Source organism: Candidatus Solirubrobacter pratensis (assembly GCF_000425945.1).
Taxonomy (GTDB): Bacteria; Actinomycetota; Thermoleophilia; order Solirubrobacterales; family Solirubrobacteraceae; genus Solirubrobacter; species Solirubrobacter pratensis.
Window position 1 is genome coordinate 31,555 of the sequence record NZ_AUEK01000006.1, and the last position, 21,837, is coordinate 53,391.

Consider the following 21,837-nt stretch of genomic DNA (forward strand, 5'->3'; position numbering starts at 1 on the left):
CAGCTCGCCGATGCCGCCTGGCTGGAGTCGCAGCTCGTCCGGGTCAGACGGCGCTGATGAACCGCTTCCCCGGGTCGGCCTCGCGCTTGATCCGGCGCAGGCGTTCGAGGTTGTCGCCGTAGTAGGCGCGCAGCGGGCCGGGCTGGTCGAGGTCCGGGTAGTTCTGGTACGCCTGCCCGTTTCCGTGCCCCGCGATCAGGCGGCGGGCGCGGTCGACGCGCGAGCGCGCGGTGGCGGCGCCGGTGTAGGAGAGGATCTGGACGCTGAAGCGGGCGTGCCGGTGGACGAACGCGGTGGCGTGGGCGGAGACCTCGTTGATCGCGCCGCCGTAGGCGTCGCAGATCAGCGAGGCGCCGGTGTCGGCGGCGTCGACGAACGCGCGGCGGCCGGCGGACGTGAGGCGCTTTGAGACGTAGACCGAGGCGGCGGCGAACGTGGTCGGGCTGTACCGCAGGCATGCCGGGAGGCCGCCGTCGGCGCAGCCGGCCCAGCGGCGCTGGAGGTTCAGGTACGTGTCGGTGCCGGTGGTGAGGGTCGCGTTGGCCAGCGGCGCTACGAGCCGGCGCAGCGCGGCCTCGGAGCCGAGGTACTGGCCGAACACGCTCGCCCCGCCGGTGTCGAGCGTGAGGATCGAGGTGAGCTCGCGCGGGGCGTGGAGCGACTCCCAGGCCTCGAGCGCCTCCGCGCGGCCCGCGCGCGGGTAGCTGACGCGGAACCCGCAGGCGCGCGGGACCGCGACGGTGCGCAGGCGGATCGCGGTGACGATCCCGAAGCCCGCGCCGCCGCCGCGCAGCGCCCAGAACAGGTCGTCGTCGCCCTCGACCCGCCGGCGCCGCCCGTCGGCGGTGACGACGTCGAAGCTGCGCACGCGATCGAGCGTGAGCCCGTAGGCGCGGCCCGCGAGACCCATCCCGCCGCCGAGCACGAGCCCGCCGGCCGCGACGGTCGGGCATGAGCCGCTCGGGATCGTCCGCTTGCGCGCCGCGAGCGCGGCGTACACCGCGAGGTTGCGCGCGCCGGGGCCGAGCGTCGCGGTGGTACCGGAGAGCGAGATGCGATCGAGGCCGCCGACGTCGATCACCACCGCGGTCCGGCTGGTCGAGTCGCCGGTGTACCCGTGGCCGCCGGAGCGGGCGACGAGCGGCACGCCGAAGCGCTCGGCCCAGCGGACGGCGGCCTGGACGTCCGTGGTGTCGCGGGCGCGCACGACGGCCGGCGGGCGGACGCCGTCGAAGCGGCGGTTGAAGACGCGGCGCGCGGCGTCGTAGCCGGAGGCGCCGGGGAAGAAGACCGGGCCGCGGACGGCGGCGCGCAGCGCGCGCCGCTGGGCGGCCGTGAGGCGGGTGGCGGCGAACGCGTCATCGGCCCACGCCAGCCCTGCGAGCGCGGCCGCGCCCAGCAGCTCGCGGCGGTTCACCGCCGGTCCACGACGCGCACGGCCTTGCCCTCGCTGCGCGGAACCCCGCCCGGCTCGAGCAGCTCGACGGCCATCCCCACGCCGATCCGCTCGCGCAGCGCGACGCGGACGCGCTCGCTCAAGGCCGCGCGGTCGGCGCCGCCCTCGGCCGGCTCGCAGCGCACCGTCACCTCGTCGAGCTGCTCCGGCCGCTCGACGACGAGCTGCCAGTGCGGCGCGATCCCCGCGACGGTCAGCAGCGCGTGCTCGACCTGCGACGGGTACAGGTTCACGCCGCGGACGATCAGCATGTCGTCGCGGCGCCCCTGGACGGGGCCCATCCGCGCCGTCGTCCGCCCGCACGCGCAGGGCTCGAGCGTCACCGTGCCGATATCGCCGGTCCGGTAGCGGATGAGCGGCAGCGCCTCCTTGGTGAGCGTCGTGAAGACGAGCTCGCCGGGCTCGCCGGGCGCGACCGGCCCACCGGTCTCCGGGTCGATCACCTCGATCAGGAAGTGGTCCTCCTGCACGTGCGAGCCGTCGCGGCCCTCCAGGCACTCCGCCGCGACGCCGGGCCCGACGATCTCCGACAGCCCGTAGACGTTGAGCGCCACGAGCCCGAGCTCGGCCTGCAGCCGCGCGCGCATCCCCTCGGTCCACGGCTCGGCGCCGAACAGCCCGACCTCGAGTGCGAGGTCCTCGATCCCCGCCTCGCGCACCGCCTGCGCGATGTGCAGCGCGTAGGACGGAGTGCAGCAAAGCGCCTGCGCCCGCAGGTCGCGCAGCAGGGTCGCCTGGCGCGCCGTCAGCCCGCCGGACACCGGCACGACGGTCGCGCCGAGGCGCTCCGCGCCCTGGTGGAACCCGAGGCCGCCCGTGAAGAGCCCGTACCCGTACGCGTTGTGGACCCGCGTGCCCGCGCGCACGCCGGCGCCCGCGAGCGCGCGCGCCATCACCTGCGTCCACACGTCGAGGTCGGCGCGCGTGTAGCCGACCACGGTCGCCTTGCCGCCGGTGCCGGAGGAGGCATGGATGCGCACGAGCTGCTCATGCGGCACCGTGATCAGCCCGAGCGGGTACGCCGCGCGCAGGTCGTCCTTGACGGTGAAGGGCAGGTCGCGCAGCTCGGCGCCGGGGTCGAGCCCGCGGCGGGCGGCGGTCTCCCGCAGCCGCGTGCGCTGGAGCGTCTCGAGCTCGTCGCGCGAGGCGCGCTCGATCGCGTCGAGGATCACGCCGCCCTCTCGTGCGCGCGCCAGTTCTCCTCGAGGTTGCGGATCAGCGCGGGCGAGAAGTGGCAGGCGGCCTGCTCGCGCGAGTACACCGCCATGTATTCGCGGAACACGTCGAGCGGCTCCTGCGCGACCCGGAACGCCGCGCGGTTGGCGCTGCCCGAGACGGCGCCGGCCGTGCTCAGCGCCGCCGCACGCGCTTCGATCGCCGCGTCCATCTCCTCGTGCGAGACGATCTCGTCGGCCATCGCGTGCACGTCGAGCTCCTCGCCCGAGAGGATCGCGCGGCGCGCCGCCCGGTCGCCCACGAAGCGCGGCAGGCGCAGGTTCGCCGCGCCGGGGATGATCCCCTCGTTGCGTGCCGGCAGCGTGAACCGGCAGCCCTCCTCGGCGATGATGTGATCGACGCACAGCAGCAGCTGGCAGGCGCCGCCGATGGCGTAGGTCTCGGCGGCCGCGATCCAGAGCTTGGTGCCGCGGTAGATCTTGTGCACGAAGCCGAGGTCGCGCACCGGGAAGAACAGGTAGGAGATCCTGCCGTGGTAGAGGTGCGTGAGGTTCAGGCCCGCGCCGAGGATCCGGCGGCCCGCGTAGCGCGGGTGCTGGACCACGCCGCCGCGCAGCACGCAGATCTCGATCTCGGGGTCGAGCCCCATCAGGTCCACCGCGGCTTCGGAGGCGGGCAGCGTCGTGTCGTCCTCGGCGTTGAGGTGGCGCGGGTTGCGCATCTCGAGATAGCCGACGTTCCCCCGCCGCTCGACGACCGCGGCGCCGAGGTCGACGCGGCCGGTGGAGCGCAGGTCGGCGAGCTGCTCGGCGGTGGAGATCGGGCGCAGCATCGTCTCGACGAGCTGCATGCCGGTGTCGGGCCGTGCCAGCACGTGGCCGAGGAAGACGCCCTGCGCGATCTCGAGCCCCGCCTTGTCCTTCTGCAGGTGCTCGCGCTCGGCGGCGACCTGCTCGCGAGTCGGGAGCCCCGGCACGCGATCCGCGGCCGCGTAGACCAGCTCCTCGGCGCGCAGCGGGCCGAGGTCGGCGCAGATCCCGGCGACGTGCTCGCTGAGATATGCGTCCAGATCCTCCCCGAACGGCATGGGCGGAGCCTACGGCATCGCCGCTAGCGTTTCCGCATGAGCTATCGCCGCTACGTCGCACTCGGTGACAGCACGACGGAGGGACTCGAGGATCGCTACCCGAATGGGGAGTATCGCGGCTGGGCGGACCGGCTCGCCGAGCGCCTCGCGCAGCTGGAGCCCGGCTTCCGCTACGCGAACCTCGCCGTGCGCGGCAAGCGGGCGCGCCACGTTCGCGAGGAGCAACTGGAGGCGGCGATCGCGCTGCGGCCCGATCTCGCGAGCGTGCTGGCTGGGCTCAACGACATGCTGCGCCGGACCGTCGACGTCGACGCGGTCGCGCACGAGCTGGAGACGATGGCCGTCCGGTTGCGGGGCCCCGGCGCCGACCTGCTGCTCGTGGCGCTGCCCGACCCCGTGCCGGTCAACCCGCTCGCGCGGCTCGCCGGCCCCCACGTGGTCCGCCTGAACGCCGCGATCCGCGACATCGCCGCACGCCACGGCGCATTCCTGATCGACCTCGAGTCGCATCGCGTCGCGTCCGACCCGCGCCTCTGGCACGTCGACCGCCTGCACGGCAACCCCGAGGGCCATCGCCGGATCGCCGCCGCCGCCGCCGAGCTGCTCGGCCTTCCGGGCGCCGACCACTCGTGGGCCGAGGACTTCCCGGCCGCCGTCGCGCGGCGCCGGCACGAGCGGCTGGCGGCTCACGCGGTGTGGGCGCACGTCTACTTCCGCCCGCGGCTGCTGCGCCGGCTGCGCGGGCGGTCGTCCGGCGACGGACGGGCGGCGAAGCGGCCGCAGCTGGACCCGCTGGGATAGGGCCCCGCGTCGGAAGTTCGCAGGCACCTTGCCGGCGCCTCGCCGCGCCTGGCGCCCGCCGGCGACCTCGCAAGTACGCCCGGTACGAGCCAGGTCGCCGGCGAACGCCAGCCACGACGATGCATCCCGCAATGCGCGTGCGAACTTGCGACTCGCGACCCTAGGAATGCGGCCGCCAGGAGGATCAGGAACGGGTCCAGCGGCGCGCGGAAGCGCGGCGTCTCGGCGTTGACGAGCAGCGTCACGAGCAGCAGGGCGGCGGGCGCGAGCCAGAACGCGGGGCGCCGGCGGACCACGCCCAGGCCGGCGAGCGCGAGGCCGGCGAGCGCCCAGGCGAACGGCAAGGCGGCGACCGCCCAGCCGGGGCGAATGTCCGCGGTCTGGGCCTCGAAGCGGGCGCGGCGCACGCCGGCGAGGTCGAGCCAGCGGCGCAGGTTCTCTCCGGCGACCACGAGCGGGTAGGTGGGATGCGCCGCGATGAAGCGCAGCGCCGCGCGGCGCAGGGCGCGATCCTGCGGCACCGGCGAGAGGTTGTGCTCGACCACCCGCAGATCGGGCGTATGGCGCAGCAGCACCCACGAGCCCTTCGCGAAGCGGTCGTGCATCGACGCGGCGTTGTACGTGCCGGCGAGCGTCGCGCCGGACTCGGTGCTGATCAGGACGAAGGCGTGCAGGCGCACGGCGTTGCGGGCGGTCCACGGCGCGATCACGAGCGCGCAGGCGGCGAGGACCAGCGCGCTCCGGCGGACGCCGGCGAGCGGCAGCACGCCCGCCAGCAGCACGAGGCCGTCGACGCGCGCCAGCGCCGCGAGCCCGACGGCGGCGCCGGCGCCGGCCGCCCACGAGCGCGCGCTGCGCGCGCGCAGCGCACAGCCGAGGGCGACGAGCTCGCACAGGACGAACAGCGTCTCGGACTCGAGCACGCTCGCCATGAGCGCGAGCGGCAGGTACACCGCGCCGATCGCGCCCGCCCACCACGCGGCGCGCGGGCCCAGCAGCCGCAGCGCGGCCCAGGTGAGCGCGAGCACGCCGAGCGCGCCGAGGAGCGCGTTCTCGATCCGCCCGGCGGCCAGGCGGTGCCCCGTCAGCGCATAGCCCGCGCCGAGCGTGACGGGCCACAGCGGCGGGCGGTACGCGACCCCGTAGCGGTGCCCGCGGATGCGAACCGGCGGATAGCCGTCGCCGCTCGCCATCGCCCAGGCGAGCCGGTCATAGTCACGGTCGTCGTGCCGCGGGACGTAGCCCGGAGTCGCGGCGATGACGCCCAACCTCACGACGAGCGCGACGGCGAACAGCGCGGCCAGGCTCCGGCGGCTCACGCCGCGGAACGTCTCACCCGGTCCTGAGTGGCGGCTGAAGGCGCTCTCCGGGCGCACCAGCGCGCGGTCAAGCCGCCGCAACGTTACGTTACGGCCGTGACCTACGACGAAGCTCAGGCGCTCGCGCGCTCGCGCGGCGTCTCGCGTCCCGTCTACGGGACGATCCGGTTCCTGATCCTGCCGCTCGTGAAGCTCCTGTGGCGCTTCCGCATCACCGGCTCCGAGCACATCCCGAAGGACGGGCCGTGCGTGATCGCGCCGAACCACAAGAGCTTCTACGACTCGTTCTTCGTGGGTCTCGCGACGCCGCGCCACGTGCGCTTCATGGCCAAGAAGGAGCTGTTCGAGGGCCGGTCGGCGCGGCTGCTGTCGGCGCTCGGCGCCTTCCCGGTCCGGCGCGGCGAGGCGGACCCCGACGCGCTGGAGACGGCAAGGATGGTCCTGCGCGAGGGCGGCGTGCTGGCGCTGTTCCCCGAAGGCACCCGCCACCGGGAGCCCGACGAGCTGCGCGCGCCGCGCCGCGGCGCCGGGCGGCTCGCGATCGAGGCCGGCGCGCCGATCGTCCCGTGCGCCATCTCCGGCACCGAGAAGCTCTTCGCCGGCTGGCTCCCGCGTCCGGTGCGGGTCCAGCTCGCGTTCGCGGCGCCGATCCCGGCCGGCGACCTCGAGGCCACGCCCGAGGCGGCCGCCGACCTGATCGAGAACCAGGTCTGGCCCGAGGTCGAGCGCGAGTTCCGCTCGCTGCGCGCCAAGCAGGGCCTGATCGCGGCACTGCTCGCCGCGCTCGCGGCCGGCGGCGGCGTGGCCATCCGCCAGCAGCGCAAGCCCAAGACGCGCGCGCAGAAGGTCAAGGCGAAGCTGCCGAAGCGCAAGAAGCGAATCGGCCGGCGATGACCTCGCCGCCGCGGGCCTTCAGCGCCCACGGCAACTGCGCGCGGGCGCGCTCAGCCGCCTTCGAGCTGGGCGACGAGCTTCTTCGAGGCACGGATCCGCCACGCGTCCTCGACGAGCTCCGCGAGCTGCTCGTTCCCGACCGCATCCATGTTCACGAGCACGTACGGCCAGCCGTCGTAGTGCGGGGTGGTGAAGAAGACGTCCGGCTGCCCGCGCACCAGGGCCTGCTGGTCGGGCACGTCGAGCACGCGGAAGACGAACGCGTCCGGGTCCTGCCGGACCGAGCACATGAACTTGCCCACGACCTTCAGCGCCGGCCGCCCGTAGGACGTCGTCACCTCCACGCCCGGGAAGCGCCCGCCGATCGCGATCACGTCGTCCCAGCTCGCCATGACCGGGAGCTTACGGCCCGGCGCACCGCGCGAGGGAGGTCTCGCTTGGCGTTCGTCATGACCCGATGACGCCTCGGCGGACGCGAATGTGACAGGGCGGACCGAGCGGTATGGTCGCCGGGTCATGGATCTCAAGACGGCCCGCGACCTCCTGCTCGAGCGTCGCGACGACTACGAGGGCGCGCGTGCCGCCTTCGAGTGGCCGGCGCCCGCCGAGTTCAACTGGGCGCTGGAGTGGTTCGACGCGTTCGCCCGTGGCAACGACGCTCCGGGCCTGTGGATCGTCGGCGCAGACGGCAGCGAGGACAAGCTCAGCTTCGACGACCTGCACCGCCGCTCGAATCAGGTCGCCAACTGGCTGCGCGCGCAGGGCGTCGAGCGCGGCGACCGCATCGTCCTGATGCTCGCCAACCAGGTCGAGCTGTGGGAGTGCATGCTCGCCGCGATCAAGCTCGGCGCCGTCGTCATCCCCGCGACGACGCTGCTGGCCGAGTCCGACATCCGCGACCGCGTCGAGCGCGGCGCCGCGCGCCACCTGATCGCGCGCTCCGCCGACGCGGACAAGGTCCCGGACGGCGCCTTCACGAAGATCGCCGTCGGCGAGCCGGTCGACGGCTGGCGCGAGTACGCCGGCGCCTACACGGCGGAGGCGCACTTCTCGCCCGACGGTCCCACGAGGTCGAGCGACACGCTGCTGCTCTACTTCACCTCCGGCACGACCGCGCGGCCCAAGCTCGTCGAGCACACGCACGCGTCGTACCCGATCGGCCACCTGAGCACGATGTTCTGGATCGGGCTGGAGCCGGGCGACATCCACCTCAACCTCTCCAGCCCTGGGTGGGCGAAGCACGCGTGGAGCAACCTGTTCGCGCCGTGGCTCGCCGAGGCATGCGTGGCGATCTACAACTTCGAGCGCTTCGACGCGGCGGGACTGCTCGGCGTCCTCGAGCGCATCGGCGTCACCACCTTCTGCGCGCCGCCGACGGTCTGGCGCATGCTCATCCAGGCCGACCTGAGCAGCGCGCGCACGCGGCTGCGCGAGGTCGTCGGCGCCGGCGAGCCGCTCAACCCCGAGGTGATCGAGCGCGTCAAGGAGGCGTGGGGCCTGACGCTGCGCGACGGCTACGGGCAGACCGAGACGACGCTGCAGATCGGCAACCCGCCCGGCCAGCCCGTCAAGCCGGGCTCGATGGGCCGGCCCCTGCCGGGCTACGAGGTCGCCCTGATCGACCCGCTGACCGGGCAGCCCGCCGACGAGGGCGAGATCTGCCTCGACCTGTCCAAGCGCCCGCTCGGCCTGATGGTCGGCTACCGCGACGACGACGAGCGCACCGGCGACGCGATGCGCAACGGCTACTACCACACCGGCGACGTCGCGGCGCGCGACGAGGACGGCTACATCACCTACGTCGGGCGCACCGACGACGTCTTCAAGGCCTCCGACTACCGCATCTCGCCGTTCGAGCTCGAGAGCGTGCTGATCGAGCACGAGGCCGTCGCCGAGGCCGCCGTCGTGCCGAGCCCCGACCCGCTGCGGCTCGCCGTCCCGAAGGCGTACGTCGTGCTCGCGCAGGGCTGGGAGCCCGACCGCGACACCGCGCTCGCGATCCTCCGGCACGCGCGCGAGAACCTCGCGCCGTACAAGCGGGTCCGCCGGCTCGAGTTCGCCGAGCTGCCGAAGACGATCTCCGGCAAGATCCGCCGCGTCGAGCTGCGGGCGGGGGAGGCCGACAAGCACGGTGACCCGGGGGCCGCCGTGCCGGGCGAGTTCAGCGACCGCGACTTCCCGGAGCTGAGCGGCTGAGCGGCTCGTCCGGCCAGTGGCCGTGCTCGGCGAGGTACTCGCGCGCGGCGACCTCGTCGTCGCGCTCGCGATCGCCCTTGGCGCCCATGCGGAAGAGCCAGTTGAGCAGCAGGACGGCGAGCCCCGAGCCGACGCACATCGCCCAACCGTCCCAGCGCGCCGAGCTGTCGACCGTGAAGAGGATCACGAAGCCGGCGAGCACGAGCAGTGCGGGAAGGCCGTAGCGAAGGAATCCGACCATGTTCTAAGCCTAGGCTCATCGTGCCCGGGAAGGCGTCGGGTTTACCCACGTATCGTGGCGCCTATGGCGCCGTTGCTGGACACCCTGCTCGAGAGCATCGCCGACGCGGTCTACCTCGTCGGCTCCGGCGGCGAGGTGCGCTACGTCAACCCTGCCGGGCTCGCGCTGCTCGGTTACTCCGAGGACGAGCTGCTCGGGCGCGACAGCCACGCGACGATCCACTTCAAGCACCCTGACGGCACGCCGTACCCGTCGCGAGAGTGTCCGCTGCTCGCGCCGCTGAGGACCGGGGCCGCGGTCCGCGTGGAGCGCGACTGGTTCATCCGCCGCGACGGCGCGATGGTGCCGGTCGCGTACGTGTCGGCGCCGGTCCAGACCCACGAAGGCCGCGGCGCGGTGGTCGTGTTCCGCGACATCTCCGAACGGCTGGAGACCGAGGCGGCGCTGGCCCGCGCGGCGGCGGCCCAGGCCCGCGCGGAGGAGATCGCCGAGTCGCGCGCGCGGATCGTCGCCGCCGCCGCCGACGAGCGCCGGCGCCTGGTGCGCGACCTGCACGACGGCGCGCAGCAGCGGCTCGTCTCGCTGCTGCTGCGGCTCGAGCGCGGAGAGACGGAGGAGGCGGCGGCCGACGCGCGCCGCGCGATCGCCGAGCTGCGGTCGCTCGCGGCCGGCATCCATCCCGCGGTGCTGACCGATCGCGGCCTCGCCGCGGCGCTCGAGGACCTGACCGCCGACGCGCCGCTGCCGGTGCTGCTGGACATCGAGGAGCGGCGCTACCCGCCCGACGTGGAGGCCGCCGCCTACTTCGTCGTCGCCGAGGCGCTCGCCAACGCGGCCAAGCACGCCGGCGCCACCGAGGTCCGGGTGGTCGCGCGCACCGGCGACGGCGCCCTGCGCGTGAGCGTCGCCGACGACGGCCGCGGCGGCGCCGACCCCTCCCGCGGCAGCGGTCTGCGCGGCCTGGCGGACCGCGTCGCCGCGCTCGGGGGCACGTGCGAGATCGACAAGTCCGGGCCGGGCACCACCCTGCGCGCCTCCTTGCCCTTATGACGCGCGCAGCAGCGCGAGCACGGCGAGGACGCGGCGGTGCTCGGAGCTGTCGCACCCGAGCCCGAGCTTGCTGAAGATCTTCGTCACGTGCTTCTCGATCGCCGGCTGGCCGACCTGCAGGCGCTCAGCGATGCCGCGATTGGAGATCCCCTCCCCCATCAGCGCCATGACCTCGCGCTCGCGCGGCGTGAGGGACGCCAGCGGATCGTCGGGCCGGCGCCGCCCGAGCATGCGGGCGATCACCTCAGGGTCCACCGCGGTCCCGCCGGAGGCGACGGTCCGCACCGCGAGGAGGAAGCCCTCGAGATCGGCCACGCGGTGCTTGAGCAGGTACCCGACGCCGCGCTCGTCGCCGCCGATCAGGTCCAGCGCGTAGCGCTCGGCCAGGTGTTGGGAGAGCACCAGCACGCCGACGTCCGGCAGCTCGCGCCGGATCTCCAGCGCCGCGCGCAACCCGTCGTCGGTCTGGTCCGGCGGCATCGCCACGTCGATGATCGCCACGTCGGGCCGGTGCGCGCGCACGCGCCGCACCAGATCCCGCGCATCGGCCGCGCGCGCCACGACCTCGATGTCGTGCTCCTCGAGCAACCGCGCGACGCCCTCCCGCACCAGCAACTCGTCATCGGCCACCACCGCGCGCACGGTTCGAGCATAGGCACGGCGGGCCTCGTAGTCTCTGAGCCGGGACGCCGAGAAAGGAGCTGGGACGTGTCGGTCATCGACGATCTGCTGGCGAACAACGAGGTCTACGCCGCGTCGTTCGCGCAGCAGCGGCTGCCGGTCGCGCCCGCCAAGAAGGTCGCCGTGCTGGCGTGCATGGACTCGCGCCTGGACGTCTTCGGCGCGCTCGGCCTGGGCAACGGCGAGGCGCACGTGATCCGCAACGCCGGCGGCGTCGTGACCGAGGACGCGGTCCGCTCGCTCGCGATCTCGCAGCGCATGATGGGGACCGAGGCGATCGTCCTCATCCACCACACCGAGTGCGGCATGCACGGTCTCGACGACGACGCCTTCAAGCGCTCGCTCGAGAGCGAGACCGGCGTCCGCCCGCGGTGGCCCGACGACTCGTTCTCGGATCTCGACGAGGACGTCCGCCGGTCGATCGAGCGCATCAAGGCGTCGCCGTTCATCCCACGCACGGACGACGTGCGCGGCTTCGTCTACGACATCGGCACGGGCAGGCTGCGCGAGGTCGCCTGATCAGGCGAGCTGCAGCGCGGCGTCGGTCGTCCAGTCGAGCGCGTCGCGGTAGGCGCGCGCGATGTCCAACAGGCTCACACCGCGAGTCGTGCAGCGCCCGAAGTCGCCCGACTCATAGGCGAGCACGCCCGCGAGGATGCGGCCCTCGGGGCCGTGGTGGTCGGTCAGCGCGCCTTTGGTGCGCTCGTCGAACGGGAGCTCCTCGAGCAGCTGCGGCATCGGCATCCGCAGCAGCGCGTCCACGACCGAGAAGAGCCCCACCGTGAACGCGCGCTCAGACTCCGCCTCCTCGTCGCGCAGCGCGAGCAGCTCGCACAGCCGCGCCCGCGAGAGGCCGAGCTCGAGCAGGTGGTTGGGGCGATCGGTGACGCCGGCGAGCACGAGTAGCGTGGCCCAGCGCCGGACGGCGACCGAGCCGAGCATCATCAGCGCCTGGCGGATCGAGCCGACCGGGTTGCGGCCGCCGAAGAACGCGGAGTTGGCCAGCCGGACGAGCTTGTGCGAGAGGCCCGGGTCCTCGACGATCACGCGCTCGAGCGACTCGAAGGAGCTGAGGTCGCCGCGCGCGGCGAGCATCGAGAGCGCGCGCAGGCGGTAGGTCGGGGCCGAGCTGCCCGTCAGGCGCGCCGGCTCGGAGAAGAAGCGGCCCTGGAAGCCGTCGAAGCCCAGCGCGAGGCAGTCCTCGAACTCCGCTCGCGTCTCGACGTTGGAGGCGAACAGCGCGATGCCGTGGCCGCGCAGCGCGGCGACCGTGCCGGTCAGCGTCTCGCCGTCCATGCGCGCGACGTCGATCTTGACGATGCTCGCGAGCCGCAGCAGGGCCTCCGAGTCCGGCGTGTGGCGGAAGTCGTCGAGCGCGATCCGGAAGCCGTCGGCGACGGCGTCGCGGAGGATCGCCGCGAGGATGTCGTCGCCGGCGCTCGCGTCGACCTCGAGCACGACCGCCTCGGGCGAGAGCGGGAGCGGCCGGACGGCGAGCAGGAACTCGCGCGAGACCCGCACGTACGCGGGATAGGTGCCGACGAGGCGGTCGAGCCCGACGTCGGCGAAGGACTGCACCAGGACGCTCGCGCTGGCGGCGCGCGGATCGGCGATCCGGTTGAGTGGAGACAGCAGCTCGAAGCCGATCACGTTCTCGGCCCGATCGAAGATCGGCTGGCGCGCGACGACGACCGGCTCAGCTGCCGTGCTGCTCGGGGCCCTGCCAAATCGTGCGGTCGAGGACATGGTCATCCCTATCGGTCGATCCGGCCGCGAAGATGAGGGCGGCGGCTCCTCGCGATCTCGTGAACGGCTACATCCAGCGCCACCAGGAGTGGGCGGACGTCATTCCGCCCGCGTATCGGAAGGGCTTCGCAGCCGCCGGGTCGTGACGAGCGTGAGCGCGCCGAGCGCCAGCAGGACGGCGAGCGCGGCCCACAGCAGCGGATCCGACGCCGACAGGTCCCCGAGCGCGTGCCCGAGGTACGTCGCCGCGGCGGTGATCGGCATGATCCCGATCACCCCGGTCCACACGAAGCGCCAGAGCGGCACGCCGGCCGCGCCGGCGACGTAGCCGACGAGGCTGTAGGGCACGAACGGGACGAGCCGGGCGAGCAGCAGCGCCAGCACGCCGCCGCGCTCGATCGCGCCCTCGGCCCGCGCGACCCGCTCCTCGCCCATCAGCCGCAGCGCCAACGGGCGCCCCGCGGCCGAGCCCAGCCAGTAGGCCAGCAGGCCCGAGGCCGCCCACGAGACGATCACGAGCGGGAACGCGACGGCGAAGCCGTAGACCAGCCCCGCCGTGGCGTTGACGATCTCGGCGGGGAAGAACAGCACGGCGTGGGCGAGGATCAGCGCGACCACCACGACGGCGCCGGCCGTCCCGAGGCCGCGCAGCTGCGCGCGCAGCCCGTGCACGTCGCCGTGCAGGACGTGCGTCACGGCCTCGCGCAGCGGGGGCACCGCGAGCACGAGGCCGGTGCACGCCGCCAGCACGACGAGGACGAGCAGGATGCGGCGCACCCCGCCTACGGTACTCAGGCGCTCCGCGCCCTTCGCCCCTGCCACTGGTCGAAGGCCACCGCGACGAGGATCAGCGCGCCGATGATGATCTGCAGATAGAACGAGTTGACGGCCAGCAGGTTGCCGCCGTTGTTGAGCGTGCCGACGATCAGCGCGCCGGCCGCCGCGCCGAACGCGCCGCCCTTGGCGCCGAACAGGCTGGCGCCGCCGATCACGCACGCGGCGATCGCGTTGAGCTCGTAGCCGGTGCCCGCGGTCGGGATGCCGGCGTTCAGCCGCGAGCTGAACAGCACGCCGCCGACGGCGGCGAGCAGCCCGCCGATGGCATACACGGCGATCAGCACGCGCGTCACGGGCACACCCGCCAGGCGCGCGGACTCCGGGTTGGAGCCGACCGCGTAGACGTAGCGGCCGAACACCGTCCTGCGCAGCACGAACGCGGCGACCGCGACCACCACGGCGAACATCCACAGCAGGTTCGGCAGCCCGAGGAACGAGCCGTTGCGGGCAGAACCTGGTCACGGTCGCCGCGCTGCGGGCCCTGCACGACGCCGGGCTGCAGGACGAGGTCGCGCTCGTGGGCTTCGACGGCGTGCTGCCGGCGGACGTCGTGCGGCCGGGCGTGACGGTCGTCGCGCAGGACCCGGCCGGGCTGGGTCGCCGCGCCGCCGAGCTGCTGTTCGAGCGTCTCGACGGCTACGGCGGGCCGCCGCGGCGCGCCGTGCTCGGCACGACGCTGGTCGCGCGCGGCAGCGGTGAGCTCAGCGCGCCCGGACCTTGACCGCGAACTGGCGGCGGACGGCCTCGCGCGCGAGGACGGTGGCGATCGGGAGGGACATGGGTGTCATGCCCCACAGGGTCGCGCTGAGGCGCCGCGCCGGCATCCGGCGAACGGCGCCTCGTCGGACAACCGATCCCTTAGGAGCCGCGGGCCCCGGCCTCAGCCGGCGCGCCGGCCTCCTCACGCGCGAAGCGGCCGGTCCGCGCCTCGACGCGGCCGAACTCGACGCCGCGCGCCTCGCGCCCGAGCAGCGTCAGCGCGATCACCGCGACGAGCACCGGCACGATCACGGCGAACAGCGCGAAGTGGCCGTCGTGGCTGTCGGCGAGCGAGGTCTGCAGCGGCAGGTTGACCGCGGCCAGCAGGTTGCCGAGCTGGTACGTGACGCCGGGGTAGAAGCCGCGGATCTCGTCCGGCGACTGCTCGGTCAGGTGCGCCGGGATCACGCCCCACGCGCCCTGGACGAAGAACTGCATCACGAACGCGGCGATGGCGAACATGGCAAGCGTCGACGAGAACGCGAACAGCGGCGAGACGAGCAGCGCGAAGACGGCGCACACGACGATCGTGCGCCGGCGGCCGAAGCCCTGCGAGAGCGCGCCGAAGTACGCGCCGCCCAGGATCGCGCCGATGTTGTAGACGATCGCGACCAGCACCGTCGTCGTGTGGCCCGCGCCGAACGTGTCCTCGAGGAACGTCGGGATGTAGTCCTGGGTGCCGTGGCTCATGAAGTTGAACGCGGTCATCAGCAGCACGAGGTACAGGAAGCGGCGCGCCACGACCGGGTTCAGCAGCACCTGGCGGAAGCCGACGCGCGTCTGGCGCTCGCGCTGCTTGGTCTGCTCCCACACCTCGGACTCCTCGACGCGCATGCGGATGAACAGCGCCAGCAGCGCCGGGATCGCCGCGCACACGAACAGCCCGCGCCAGCCGGCGATCGGCTCGACGACGAAGAAGGCGATCGCCGCGATCAGGTAGCCGACCGGGTAGCCCTGCTGGAGCACGCCGGAGTAGAAGCCGCGCTTGGCGGCCGGGATCTTCTCCATCGCCAGGGAGGCGCCGAGACCCCACTCGCCGCCCATGCCGATGCCGTACAGCGCGCGCAGCACGAGCAGCATGGTCAGCGAGGTGCTGAACGCGGTCAGAAGGCCGACGGTGCTGTAGAACAGCACGCACGCCAGCAGCGCGGGGCGGCGCCCGGCCTTGTCAGCCCAATAGCCGAACAGCGCCGCGCCTACCGGTCGCGCGGCGAGCGTGAGCGTGGTCGCCACCGCCACGTGCGTCTTGCTCGTGTGGAACGTGTCCGCGACGTCGGTGATGACGAAGACGAGCAGGAAGTAGTCGAACGCGTCCATCGCCCAGCCCAGCCAGGCCGCGAAGAACGCGTTGCGCTGGTCGCGGGTCAGGCCGCGCGCCTGCTCCCGCAGCATCCGCAATCCCATGAGGCGGACCCTCCCTCGTGTAGGTGACGAGGGGCGTACCCGTGGGCGCTGGGCGACAGTCCTACGGCGTCGCCGGGACGACCACCAACGGGCGACCCTCCGGGAGCCCGGCGAGGTCGAAGCTCGGCGCCTCCAGCCGTGCGGCGTGGCCGAAGCGGGCGATGAAGTCATCGGCCGGCTCGAGGAAGTTGATCCGCTCGGTGCGGTAGTGCATCGGGACGACCCAGCGCGCGTTGACCTGCCCGGCGATCTCGTGCGCGAGCGCGGGGCCGATCGTCGGGCCGTCGCCGACCGGGATGAACAGGAGGTCGACCTCGCCGAGCGCGGCGGCCTGCTCGGGCCGCAGCGCGCCCTGGCCGAAGTCGCCGAAGTGCGCGACCTTCACGCCGCCGAGCGTGAAGGCGAAGATCGTGTTCGGGCCGCGCTGGGTGCCGGCGGCGTCGTCGTGCTCGGACGCGATGCCGACGACCTCCCCGGCCGGGGACTGATGCGTGCCGGCGGTCGAGCGCACCAGCACTGGATCGCCGCCGATCACCTCGACGGCGTTGTGGTCGCCGTGCTCGTGCGTGACGAGCAGCAGGTCGGCCGTCACGCCCTCGATCGGCGGGTAGTCCCACGCGATGCCGCGCGCCGCGGCCGCGCTCATGTCGCCGAACGGATCGATGACGACGGTCGTGCCGTCCGCCTGAAGCCGGAAGGTGGACTGGCCGTACCACTCAACGTGCATGCTGCTCCTCGGGTCGTGGGATGGCGCCGCGCAGCGCGAGCTCGCCGTGCCGGTAGCGGCCGCCCCGCAGGGAGGAGGCGGCCGCGGCGATCAGGCACGCGAGGATCGCGAACGTGAACGCGGCGTGCAGGCCGTGGCGGAACGGCTCCGCGATCAGCTGCGGGAAGAACGAGTGGCCGACCAGCGCGGCGTGGTCGGCCGGAGAGAGCCCGTTCAGCGTGTGCGCGCCGACGAGGCTCTGGATCGGGTTGTAGCCCAGGAAGGCCGCGAACAGGATCGAGACCGGCGGGAGCGCCGCGACGTGCTGCGCGACGCCCGCCGGCACGCCGTGCGCCTGCAGACCGCTGCTCATCGTGTCCGACAGCGTCGACGCGAGGCCGACGACCATCAGCGTGAAGAAGATCCCGATCGACACGACCTGCGCGGAGTTCTGGAAGGTCTGGTTCATGCCGCCGCCCGCGCCGCGATCCTCGGGCGGGAGGCTGTTCATCACGGCCGCGCGATTGGGCGAGGCGAACATGCCCATGGAGAGGCCGTTGAGCGCGATGATCAGCGCGAACAGCGGATACGGGAAGTCGATCGGCAGCAGCATCAGCAGCCCGAAGCTGAGCGCCGCACCGATCATCCCGGTGGTCGCGAAGCCGCGCGCGCCGAAGCGGTCGGACAGGTAGCCGGAGGTCGGCCCGGCGATCAGCATCCCGAGCGTCAGCGGCAGCATGTAGATGCCCGCCCACAGCGGCGTCTCGGTGAACGTGTAGCCGTGCTGGGGCAGCCAGATGCCCTGTAGCCAGATGATCAGCATGAACATCAGGCCGCCGCGCGCGACCGCCGAGAGGAAGGTCGAGAGCGTGCCGAAGGTGAACGCGCGGATGCGGAACAGGCGCAGGCGGAACATCGGGTGCGGCACGCGCTTCTCGATCAGCGCGAAGGCGGCGAGGCTCAGCACGGACGCGCTCAGCAGCGCGATCACCTTGCCGCTCCCCCAGCCGGTCGCGTGGCCGCCGGCCGGGCGGATGCCGTAGGTCACGGCGACCATCGCGAGCACGAGGCCGAGCGCGAACGTGATGTTGCCCGACCAGTCGATCGGTGCCTTGCGCGGCGTGCTGCGCTCCTCGAGGCGCAGGTAGGCCCAGACGGTGCCCAGCAGGCCGATCGGCACGGAGATGAGGAACACCATGCGCCAGTCGATCGGGGCGAGCAGGCCGCCGAGCACCAGGCCGACGAACATGCCGCTGACGCCGACGATGTTGTTGATGCCGAGCGCCATCCCGCGCTGGTGCGACGGGAAGGCGTCGGTGATGATCGGCGCCGCGTTGGCGAGCAGGCAGGCGCCGCCGATGCCCTGGACGATCCGGAACACGATCAGGAACGTCGCGCCGGCGCGGCCCGTCATCCAGTCGACGGCCAGCAGCAGCGAAGCGGCCGTGTAGATCACGAAGCCGAGGTTGTAGATCCGGACGCGGCCGAGCATGTCGCCGAGCCGGCCGAGGCTGACGATCAGCACGCTCGAGACGACGAGGTAGCCGAGGATCATCCACAGCAGATAGAAGCTGTTCGCCGGCTGCAGCGGATCGAGGTGGATGCCGCGGAAGATGTCCGGCATCGCGATCAGCGTGATCGACGCGTCCAGCGTGGCGAGCAGTACGCCGAGCGTCGTGTTGGAGAGGGCGATCCACTTGTAGCGGTCTTCGGTCACTGCCCTGGATAATATACAGGCAACCTGTTCAGTTTGCCTGCTGAGTAGACTTCCGAGCACCCGAATGAGCCCCGAGAGCTACAGCGCCGCACTCGCCGCCGAGCTGCGCATCGCCGTGGGGCAGATCATCCGGCGCCTGCGCGCGGAGCACGCGTTCTCGCTCCCCCAGGGCGCGGTCCTCGGCGCGCTCGATCGTCACGGCCCGCAGAGCATCAGCGACCTCGCGTCGGGCGCGCACATGCGGCCGCAGTCGATGGCGCAGACCGTGCACGAGCTGGAGCAGCGCGGGCTGGTCGAGCGCCGGCCGGACCCCGACGACCGGCGTCGCGCCTTCGTCGAGCTCACGACCGCGGGACGCGAAGCCCTCGCGGCGGATCGCGCGCGCCGCGAGGGCTGGCTCACGCGCGCGCTGGAGACCGAGTTGTCGGAGTCCGAGCGCGCGCTGCTGGAGCAGGCGGTGCCGCTGCTGCGGCGCGTCGCCGACGCTTGAGCCTGGATCCAGCTAAGGTCGCGCGGTGAAGGCCAAGGAGCCGGTCGTGCCGACGGTCACGCCGTCGCCCGGCGCCGAGGCGTCGTCGTCGTTGCCGATCAGCGCGGTCGCGAACCCGTTCGCCGTGTCGATCCAGCTCGCGCTGTAGAGCTTGTCCGTGCCGGTCGCGTACGCGAGCTTGCCGGAGGACAGCGTGAGGCGGACGTAGCGGTTGCCGGACCCGGAGCCGATGTTGCGCCGCGCCCAGAGCAGGTGCTTGCCGCTCGTGTCGAAGCCGGGCCCGACGATGTCGGCGTCGTTGGCGCCGCCGCTGCGCGCCTGATAGACGGTCCGGGAGGTTCCCGTGAGCGTCTGCACGCGCAGCGACTCGACGCGGCGGATCGTCCCGGCGCCGGTCGCGGTCACGAACGCGAGGCGCGTGCCGGACAGCTCGGGATCGCTGATCGCCGGCGAGACATAGACGACCTTGCCCGCGCCGCGCGCGGCCGTGCGCAGGCGGAGCGAGTCGTGGCGCTTGGAGCGGGCGACGAACGCGATCCGGCCGGCCATGACGGTCGGCTGCGAGAGCGCGGCGCCGTGCACGGAGATCGCGAGCCTGCGCTCCTTGCCGGACGCGGCGTCGTACTGGTAGAGCGTGCCGGCGCGCGAGTAGACGGCGACCAGCGCGCCGCTGCGCGAGGTGCCGAGGTCGACGTCGAACGCGGACTTCGAGGGCGGCACGGCGGGCCGGGTGATCTGGCCGGCGCGGTCGAGCGTCAGCCGGTAGGCGCCCGTCGCGGCGTCATAGCTCGACCACGCGATGGCGTCCGCGTACGTCGAGACGGTGGTGGCGTGCTTCTCCACGGCGAGCGGCTGCGCCGCGGCCTTGGCGGCCGGGGCGCCCGCGAGCGCCGCGGCGGTGATCAAGAGGGCGGGGAGGCGAGACATTGCCGCAAAGGTGCCCCACCGCGGGGCGCGCGCGAAGTCCACCTAGGGCTGGAGGCGCCGCCACCTCGGCTACGGCGCGTACTCCTCGTACTGCGGCAGGTCGCCGGTGATCTCGTGCCACGGCGCCTTGGAGCCGACGTGCGGAGGGTCACCTCGCTCCCGCGGCCGCGGTGACCCAGCCCCAGGTGAACCGCTCGCTCGCCGGCCCGGCGGCGTCGCGCTCGAGCAGCCGCCACGGGCGGCGGGCGCAATCGGCGGCGAAGAGGCGGCCCAGGGTCCACGCGAGCGGGCCCGCCCCGCGCCGCCCGGTGCCCTCGGGGAAGCCGGCGTCCATGATCGCCAGACGGCGGCCGGGCCGGACGGCGGTCGCCATCGCCTCCCAGGCCCGCTCCCACTCCGTGATCACCGAGAGTCCGAGCGTGCAGACCGCGGCGTCGAACGGCTCGCCGAGGGCGAGCTCGCACACGTCGCCCTCGCGCAGGGTGACGTTGCTCCAGCCCGCGCGGGCGACCCGGGCGCGGGCCCGGCCGAGCATCTGGGGCGTGAGGTCGATGCCGACCAGGGTCCCGGAGGGCCCGATGCGCCGCTCGATCAGCGCGAAGTTCGCGCCGGTGCCGCAGGCGACGTCGAGCACGCGGGCGCCGGGACGAAGGTCGAGCAGCTCGATGGCGCGCGCCCGCGCGCGGGCGTACAGCAGGCCCTCGAGGTTCGCCCAGTCGTAGATCGAGGCGACCCAGCCGTAGCGCCGGCGGACGGCGGCGGTGTTCATCCTGGCCCCACGACGCCGGTGAGGTGCAGGGCGACCACGACGATCACGACCCCCACGATCACGGCGACGAGCCGGGCGGACGATCTCTGGCGGTTCTGCATGGCGTGCTCCCTTTTTCAGCCGACGTCGCGGCGGGTGATGAGGTACGCGCCGGCGAGCGCGGCGAGCGCGGCATAGGCGGCGAGCAGGACGGCGCCGGCGCCCGGCGCGACGAGGGTGCCGGCGAGCTGGCCCTGGATCGCCCCGGCGACGGCGCCGGCGCTCGCCTCGGGCGCGTACTTGGCGACCGACGGGACATCGCCCAGCAGCAGCGGCTCCACCAGCAGCAGCCAGACGCACAGTCCGGTGACGGCCGCGACCTGGCCGCGCACGACCGCGCCCGCGCCGGCGCCGATCGCCCCGAAGAAGGCCGCGGAGAGGGCGCCGCCGGCGAGCAGCTGCGCGTAGTCGCCGGCGCCGAGCTCGACGTGGATGCCTCGCACGGCGAGGCCGATGGCCTCGGCGGCCGCGGTGAGCGCCTCGGCGAGCAGCCCGACGGCCGCGCCGGCGAGCATGCTCGTGACGACCTTCGCCGCGACGACGCGGGTGCGCCGCGGCGTGATCAGCAACGTGGGCCGGATCGTGCCGGTGCGCAGCTCGCCGGTTATCGACAGCGCGCCGAGCAGGGCGGCGAACAGCGCGGCGAGGCTCGTTCCGAGCCCGAGGATCTTCAACTGATTGCCCTCACGCGCCAGCGCGGATGCGCTGAAGCTCAAGAGGTGCAACGCCACGATCAGCACCACGAGCCCGAGCATCCAGCCGAGCAGCGCGAGGGTGGTGCGGGTGGTGCGGAGCTTGAGCAGCTCGGAACGCAGCTGGGCGGTCATGCGGTCAGCTCCAGGTAGAGCGCCTCCAGGGCGCGAGCCGGGTCGGGCAGCTCGTCGATCCGGCGCTCGGCGATCAGGCGCCCGCGACTCAGGATCAGGACGGAGTCGACGGTCTGGGCCACCTCGGCGAGGACGTGGCTGGAGAGCAGCACGGTCCGCCCGGTCCCCGCGAACCGCTGCAGGAAGCCGCGCAGCCAGTGCACGCCGGCGGGGTCGAGGCCGTTGGCGGGCTCGTCGAGGACCAGGAGGTCGGGATCGCCGAGCAGCGCGCCGGCCAGCCCCAGGCGCCGGCGCATCCCGAGCGAGTAGGTCCGGACGGGCCGGGCGGCCGCGTCGCTCAGCTCCACGAGCGCGAGCAGCTCCTCCACGCGGTCGAAGCCGACCTTCGCGGCCAGCGCGAGTGCGCGCAGGTGATTGCGCCCGGAGCGCCCGGGATCGAAGTCGCCGGACTCGAGCACGGCGCCGACGCGACGGCACGGGTCCTCGAGCATGCGGTACGGCCGGCCGAACACGAGCGCCGTTCCGGAGGTGGGCTCGGCGAGGCCGAGCAGCAGCCGCAGCGTCGTCGTCTTGCCCGCGCCGTTGGGCCCGAGGAATCCGATGATGCTGCCCGGCTCGAGCGCGAACGTCAGACCGTCGACGGCGACGACCTCGCGGTAGCGCTTGGTGAGGTTGGTGGCGGTCAGCGTCGGCACGCCGGAGATCTTCAGCGGCC

23 protein-coding genes and 1 pseudogene are annotated in these 21,837 nt (G+C 73.4%); 7 read left to right on the forward strand and 17 right to left on the reverse strand.

The window, feature by feature from the left end; translation table 11 throughout:
• Positions 1-43: 43 nt before the first annotated feature.
• From H958_RS0103920 to H958_RS34820, 3 genes are read right to left on the reverse strand one after another with little or no spacing between them, the layout of a single operon-like run.
• The gene (locus H958_RS0103920) at positions 44-1,417 is read right to left on the reverse strand and encodes an FAD-binding oxidoreductase (RefSeq protein ID WP_028057702.1); all 1,374 of its coding nucleotides are present in this window, start codon (positions 1,415-1,417) and stop codon (positions 44-46) included.
• The gene (locus H958_RS0103925; RefSeq protein ID WP_028057703.1) at positions 1,414-2,628 is read right to left on the reverse strand and encodes a phenylacetate--CoA ligase family protein; all 1,215 of its coding nucleotides are present in this window, start codon (positions 2,626-2,628) and stop codon (positions 1,414-1,416) included. Before H958_RS0103925 ends, H958_RS0103920 begins: the two co-directional genes overlap by 4 nt.
• Complete coding sequence (locus tag H958_RS34820) at positions 2,625-3,719, reverse strand: enoyl-CoA hydratase/isomerase family protein (protein WP_051323787.1); 1,095 nt, start codon at positions 3,717-3,719, stop codon at positions 2,625-2,627. Before H958_RS34820 ends, H958_RS0103925 begins: the two co-directional genes overlap by 4 nt.
• Positions 3,720-3,755: 36 nt before the next feature.
• Here H958_RS34820 and H958_RS0103935 point away from each other — a divergent pair, with 36 nt between their 5' ends.
• Complete coding sequence (locus tag H958_RS0103935; RefSeq protein ID WP_028057704.1) at positions 3,756-4,520, forward strand: SGNH/GDSL hydrolase family protein; 765 nt, start codon at positions 3,756-3,758, stop codon at positions 4,518-4,520.
• Here H958_RS0103935 and H958_RS0103940 read toward each other — a convergent pair.
• Positions 4,427-5,839, reverse strand: a complete 1,413-nt coding sequence (locus H958_RS0103940) for a glycosyltransferase family 39 protein (protein ID WP_081685579.1) — start codon at positions 5,837-5,839, stop codon at positions 4,427-4,429. The two genes, H958_RS0103935 and H958_RS0103940, sit on opposite strands and share 94 nt — an antisense overlap.
• A 96-nt stretch (positions 5,840-5,935) precedes the next feature.
• Between H958_RS0103940 and H958_RS42705 the strand changes: the two genes are divergently transcribed.
• Entirely contained in the window at positions 5,936-6,733 is a 798-nt protein-coding gene (locus tag H958_RS42705; protein ID WP_051323788.1) for a lysophospholipid acyltransferase family protein, read from the forward strand.
• A gap of 50 nt (positions 6,734-6,783) precedes the next feature.
• Here H958_RS42705 and H958_RS0103950 read toward each other — a convergent pair whose 3' ends face one another.
• Positions 6,784-7,125 (reverse strand): MmcQ/YjbR family DNA-binding protein, encoded by a 342-nt coding sequence (locus H958_RS0103950; protein WP_028057706.1) that lies wholly within the window; start codon positions 7,123-7,125, stop codon positions 6,784-6,786.
• Positions 7,126-7,249: 124 nt separating this feature from the next.
• Here H958_RS0103950 and H958_RS0103955 point away from each other — a divergent pair, with 124 nt between their 5' ends.
• Complete coding sequence (locus tag H958_RS0103955) at positions 7,250-8,929, forward strand: AMP-binding protein (protein ID WP_037409239.1); 1,680 nt, start codon at positions 7,250-7,252, stop codon at positions 8,927-8,929.
• Here the strand turns inward: H958_RS0103955 and H958_RS34830 are convergent.
• Entirely contained in the window at positions 8,895-9,170 is a 276-nt protein-coding gene (locus H958_RS34830) for a hypothetical protein (RefSeq protein WP_037409241.1), read from the reverse strand. The genes H958_RS0103955 and H958_RS34830 overlap by 35 nt on opposite strands.
• A gap of 63 nt (positions 9,171-9,233) precedes the next feature.
• Between H958_RS34830 and H958_RS0103960 the strand changes: the two genes are divergently transcribed.
• Positions 9,234-10,220 carry a sensor histidine kinase gene (locus tag H958_RS0103960; protein WP_037409242.1) on the forward strand — a complete coding sequence of 329 codons (987 nt, stop codon included), beginning with the start codon at positions 9,234-9,236 and terminating at the stop codon, positions 10,218-10,220.
• Here H958_RS0103960 and H958_RS0103965 read toward each other — a convergent pair.
• A complete protein-coding gene (locus H958_RS0103965) occupies positions 10,215-10,862 on the reverse strand; it encodes a response regulator transcription factor (protein ID WP_028057709.1) in 648 nt (215 codons plus the stop codon). The two genes, H958_RS0103960 and H958_RS0103965, sit on opposite strands and share 6 nt — an antisense overlap.
• 66 nt (positions 10,863-10,928) lie before the next feature.
• Between H958_RS0103965 and H958_RS0103970 the strand changes: the two genes are divergently transcribed.
• A complete protein-coding gene (locus H958_RS0103970) occupies positions 10,929-11,420 on the forward strand; it encodes a beta-class carbonic anhydrase (RefSeq protein WP_028057710.1) in 492 nt (163 codons plus the stop codon).
• On the opposite strand, the gene H958_RS0103975 is transcribed toward H958_RS0103970, so the two are convergent.
• The 3 genes from H958_RS0103975 to H958_RS34840 all read right to left on the reverse strand — a co-directional run bounded on the left by H958_RS0103975 (position 11,421) and on the right by H958_RS34840 (position 13,891).
• Positions 11,421-12,647, reverse strand: a complete 1,227-nt coding sequence (locus H958_RS0103975) for an EAL and HDOD domain-containing protein (RefSeq protein ID WP_028057711.1) — start codon at positions 12,645-12,647, stop codon at positions 11,421-11,423.
• Positions 12,648-12,746: 99 nt separating this feature from the next.
• Complete coding sequence (locus tag H958_RS42710; RefSeq protein WP_156027669.1) at positions 12,747-13,424, reverse strand: TVP38/TMEM64 family protein; 678 nt, start codon at positions 13,422-13,424, stop codon at positions 12,747-12,749.
• A 14-nt stretch (positions 13,425-13,438) separates the two neighbouring features.
• Positions 13,439-13,891 carry an ABC transporter permease gene (locus tag H958_RS34840; protein ID WP_156027670.1) on the reverse strand — a complete coding sequence of 151 codons (453 nt, stop codon included), beginning with the start codon at positions 13,889-13,891 and terminating at the stop codon, positions 13,439-13,441.
• Here H958_RS34840 and H958_RS47305 point away from each other — a divergent pair.
• A pseudogene (locus tag H958_RS47305) lies at positions 13,780-14,205 on the forward strand (substrate-binding domain-containing protein); the annotation flags it as partial. The gene H958_RS34840 and the pseudogene H958_RS47305 overlap by 112 nt on opposite strands.
• Before the next feature lie 137 nt (positions 14,206-14,342).
• Here H958_RS47305 and H958_RS0104000 read toward each other — a convergent pair.
• From H958_RS0104000 to H958_RS0104010, 3 genes are all read right to left on the reverse strand, one after another.
• Positions 14,343-15,647: an MFS transporter gene (locus tag H958_RS0104000; RefSeq protein WP_081685583.1), complete on the reverse strand. Its 1,305-nt coding sequence runs from the start codon at positions 15,645-15,647 to the stop codon at positions 14,343-14,345.
• Positions 15,648-15,708: 61 nt separating this feature from the next.
• Positions 15,709-16,374 carry an MBL fold metallo-hydrolase gene (locus tag H958_RS0104005; RefSeq protein WP_028057714.1) on the reverse strand — a complete coding sequence of 222 codons (666 nt, stop codon included), beginning with the start codon at positions 16,372-16,374 and terminating at the stop codon, positions 15,709-15,711.
• A complete protein-coding gene (locus tag H958_RS0104010) occupies positions 16,364-18,070 on the reverse strand; it encodes an MFS transporter (RefSeq protein ID WP_081685584.1) in 1,707 nt (568 codons plus the stop codon). The genes H958_RS0104005 and H958_RS0104010 overlap by 11 nt, the downstream gene beginning before the upstream one ends.
• A 64-nt stretch (positions 18,071-18,134) precedes the next feature.
• Between H958_RS0104010 and H958_RS0104015 the strand changes: the two genes are divergently transcribed.
• Positions 18,135-18,560: a MarR family winged helix-turn-helix transcriptional regulator gene (locus H958_RS0104015; protein WP_028057716.1), complete on the forward strand. Its 426-nt coding sequence runs from the start codon at positions 18,135-18,137 to the stop codon at positions 18,558-18,560.
• A gap of 12 nt (positions 18,561-18,572) precedes the next feature.
• On the opposite strand, the gene H958_RS0104020 is transcribed toward H958_RS0104015, so the two are convergent.
• The 4 genes from H958_RS0104020 to H958_RS0104040 all read right to left on the reverse strand — a co-directional run bounded on the left by H958_RS0104020 (position 18,573) and on the right by H958_RS0104040 (position 21,817).
• Positions 18,573-19,487 carry a hypothetical protein gene (locus H958_RS0104020; protein WP_028057717.1) on the reverse strand — a complete coding sequence of 305 codons (915 nt, stop codon included), beginning with the start codon at positions 19,485-19,487 and terminating at the stop codon, positions 18,573-18,575.
• Between the two features lie 148 nt (positions 19,488-19,635).
• Positions 19,636-20,256 (reverse strand): class I SAM-dependent methyltransferase, encoded by a 621-nt coding sequence (locus H958_RS34845; RefSeq protein ID WP_051323790.1) that lies wholly within the window; start codon positions 20,254-20,256, stop codon positions 19,636-19,638.
• Positions 20,257-20,372: 116 nt separating this feature from the next.
• Entirely contained in the window at positions 20,373-21,122 is a 750-nt protein-coding gene (locus tag H958_RS0104035; RefSeq protein WP_028057718.1) for an ABC transporter permease, read from the reverse strand.
• Complete coding sequence (locus H958_RS0104040) at positions 21,119-21,817, reverse strand: ABC transporter ATP-binding protein (protein ID WP_231379166.1); 699 nt, start codon at positions 21,815-21,817, stop codon at positions 21,119-21,121. The genes H958_RS0104035 and H958_RS0104040 overlap by 4 nt, the downstream gene beginning before the upstream one ends.
• Positions 21,818-21,837 lie beyond the last annotated feature (20 nt).

Bases quoted from the DNA above. Each gene is read 5' to 3' on its own strand.
- H958_RS34845 (WP_051323790.1), bottom strand. From the start codon at position 20,256: ATGAACACCGCCGCCGTCCGCCGGCGCTACGGCTGGGTCGCCTCGATC.
- H958_RS0103950 (WP_028057706.1), bottom strand. From the start codon at position 7,125: ATGGCGAGCTGGGACGACGTGATCGCGATCGGCGGGCGCTTCCCGGGC.
- H958_RS0104000 (WP_081685583.1), bottom strand. From the start codon at position 15,647: ATGGGATTGCGGATGCTGCGGGAGCAGGCGCGCGGCCTGACCCGCGAC.
- H958_RS34820 (WP_051323787.1), bottom strand. From the start codon at position 3,719: ATGCCGTTCGGGGAGGATCTGGACGCATATCTCAGCGAGCACGTCGCC.
- H958_RS0103975 (WP_028057711.1), bottom strand. From the start codon at position 12,647: ATGTCCTCGACCGCACGATTTGGCAGGGCCCCGAGCAGCACGGCAGCT.
- H958_RS0104005 (WP_028057714.1), bottom strand. From the start codon at position 16,374: ATGCACGTTGAGTGGTACGGCCAGTCCACCTTCCGGCTTCAGGCGGAC.
- H958_RS0103960 (WP_037409242.1), top strand. From the start codon at position 9,234: ATGGCGCCGTTGCTGGACACCCTGCTCGAGAGCATCGCCGACGCGGTC.
- H958_RS0103935 (WP_028057704.1), top strand. From the start codon at position 3,756: ATGAGCTATCGCCGCTACGTCGCACTCGGTGACAGCACGACGGAGGGA.
- H958_RS34830 (WP_037409241.1), bottom strand. From the start codon at position 9,170: ATGGTCGGATTCCTTCGCTACGGCCTTCCCGCACTGCTCGTGCTCGCC.
- H958_RS0103955 (WP_037409239.1), top strand. From the start codon at position 7,250: ATGGATCTCAAGACGGCCCGCGACCTCCTGCTCGAGCGTCGCGACGAC.
- H958_RS0104015 (WP_028057716.1), top strand. From the start codon at position 18,135: ATGAGCCCCGAGAGCTACAGCGCCGCACTCGCCGCCGAGCTGCGCATC.
- H958_RS0104035 (WP_028057718.1), bottom strand. From the start codon at position 21,122: ATGACCGCCCAGCTGCGTTCCGAGCTGCTCAAGCTCCGCACCACCCGC.
- H958_RS34840 (WP_156027670.1), bottom strand. From the start codon at position 13,891: ATGTTCGCCGTGGTGGTCGCGGTCGCCGCGTTCGTGCTGCGCAGGACG.
- H958_RS0104020 (WP_028057717.1), bottom strand. From the start codon at position 19,487: ATGTCTCGCCTCCCCGCCCTCTTGATCACCGCCGCGGCGCTCGCGGGC.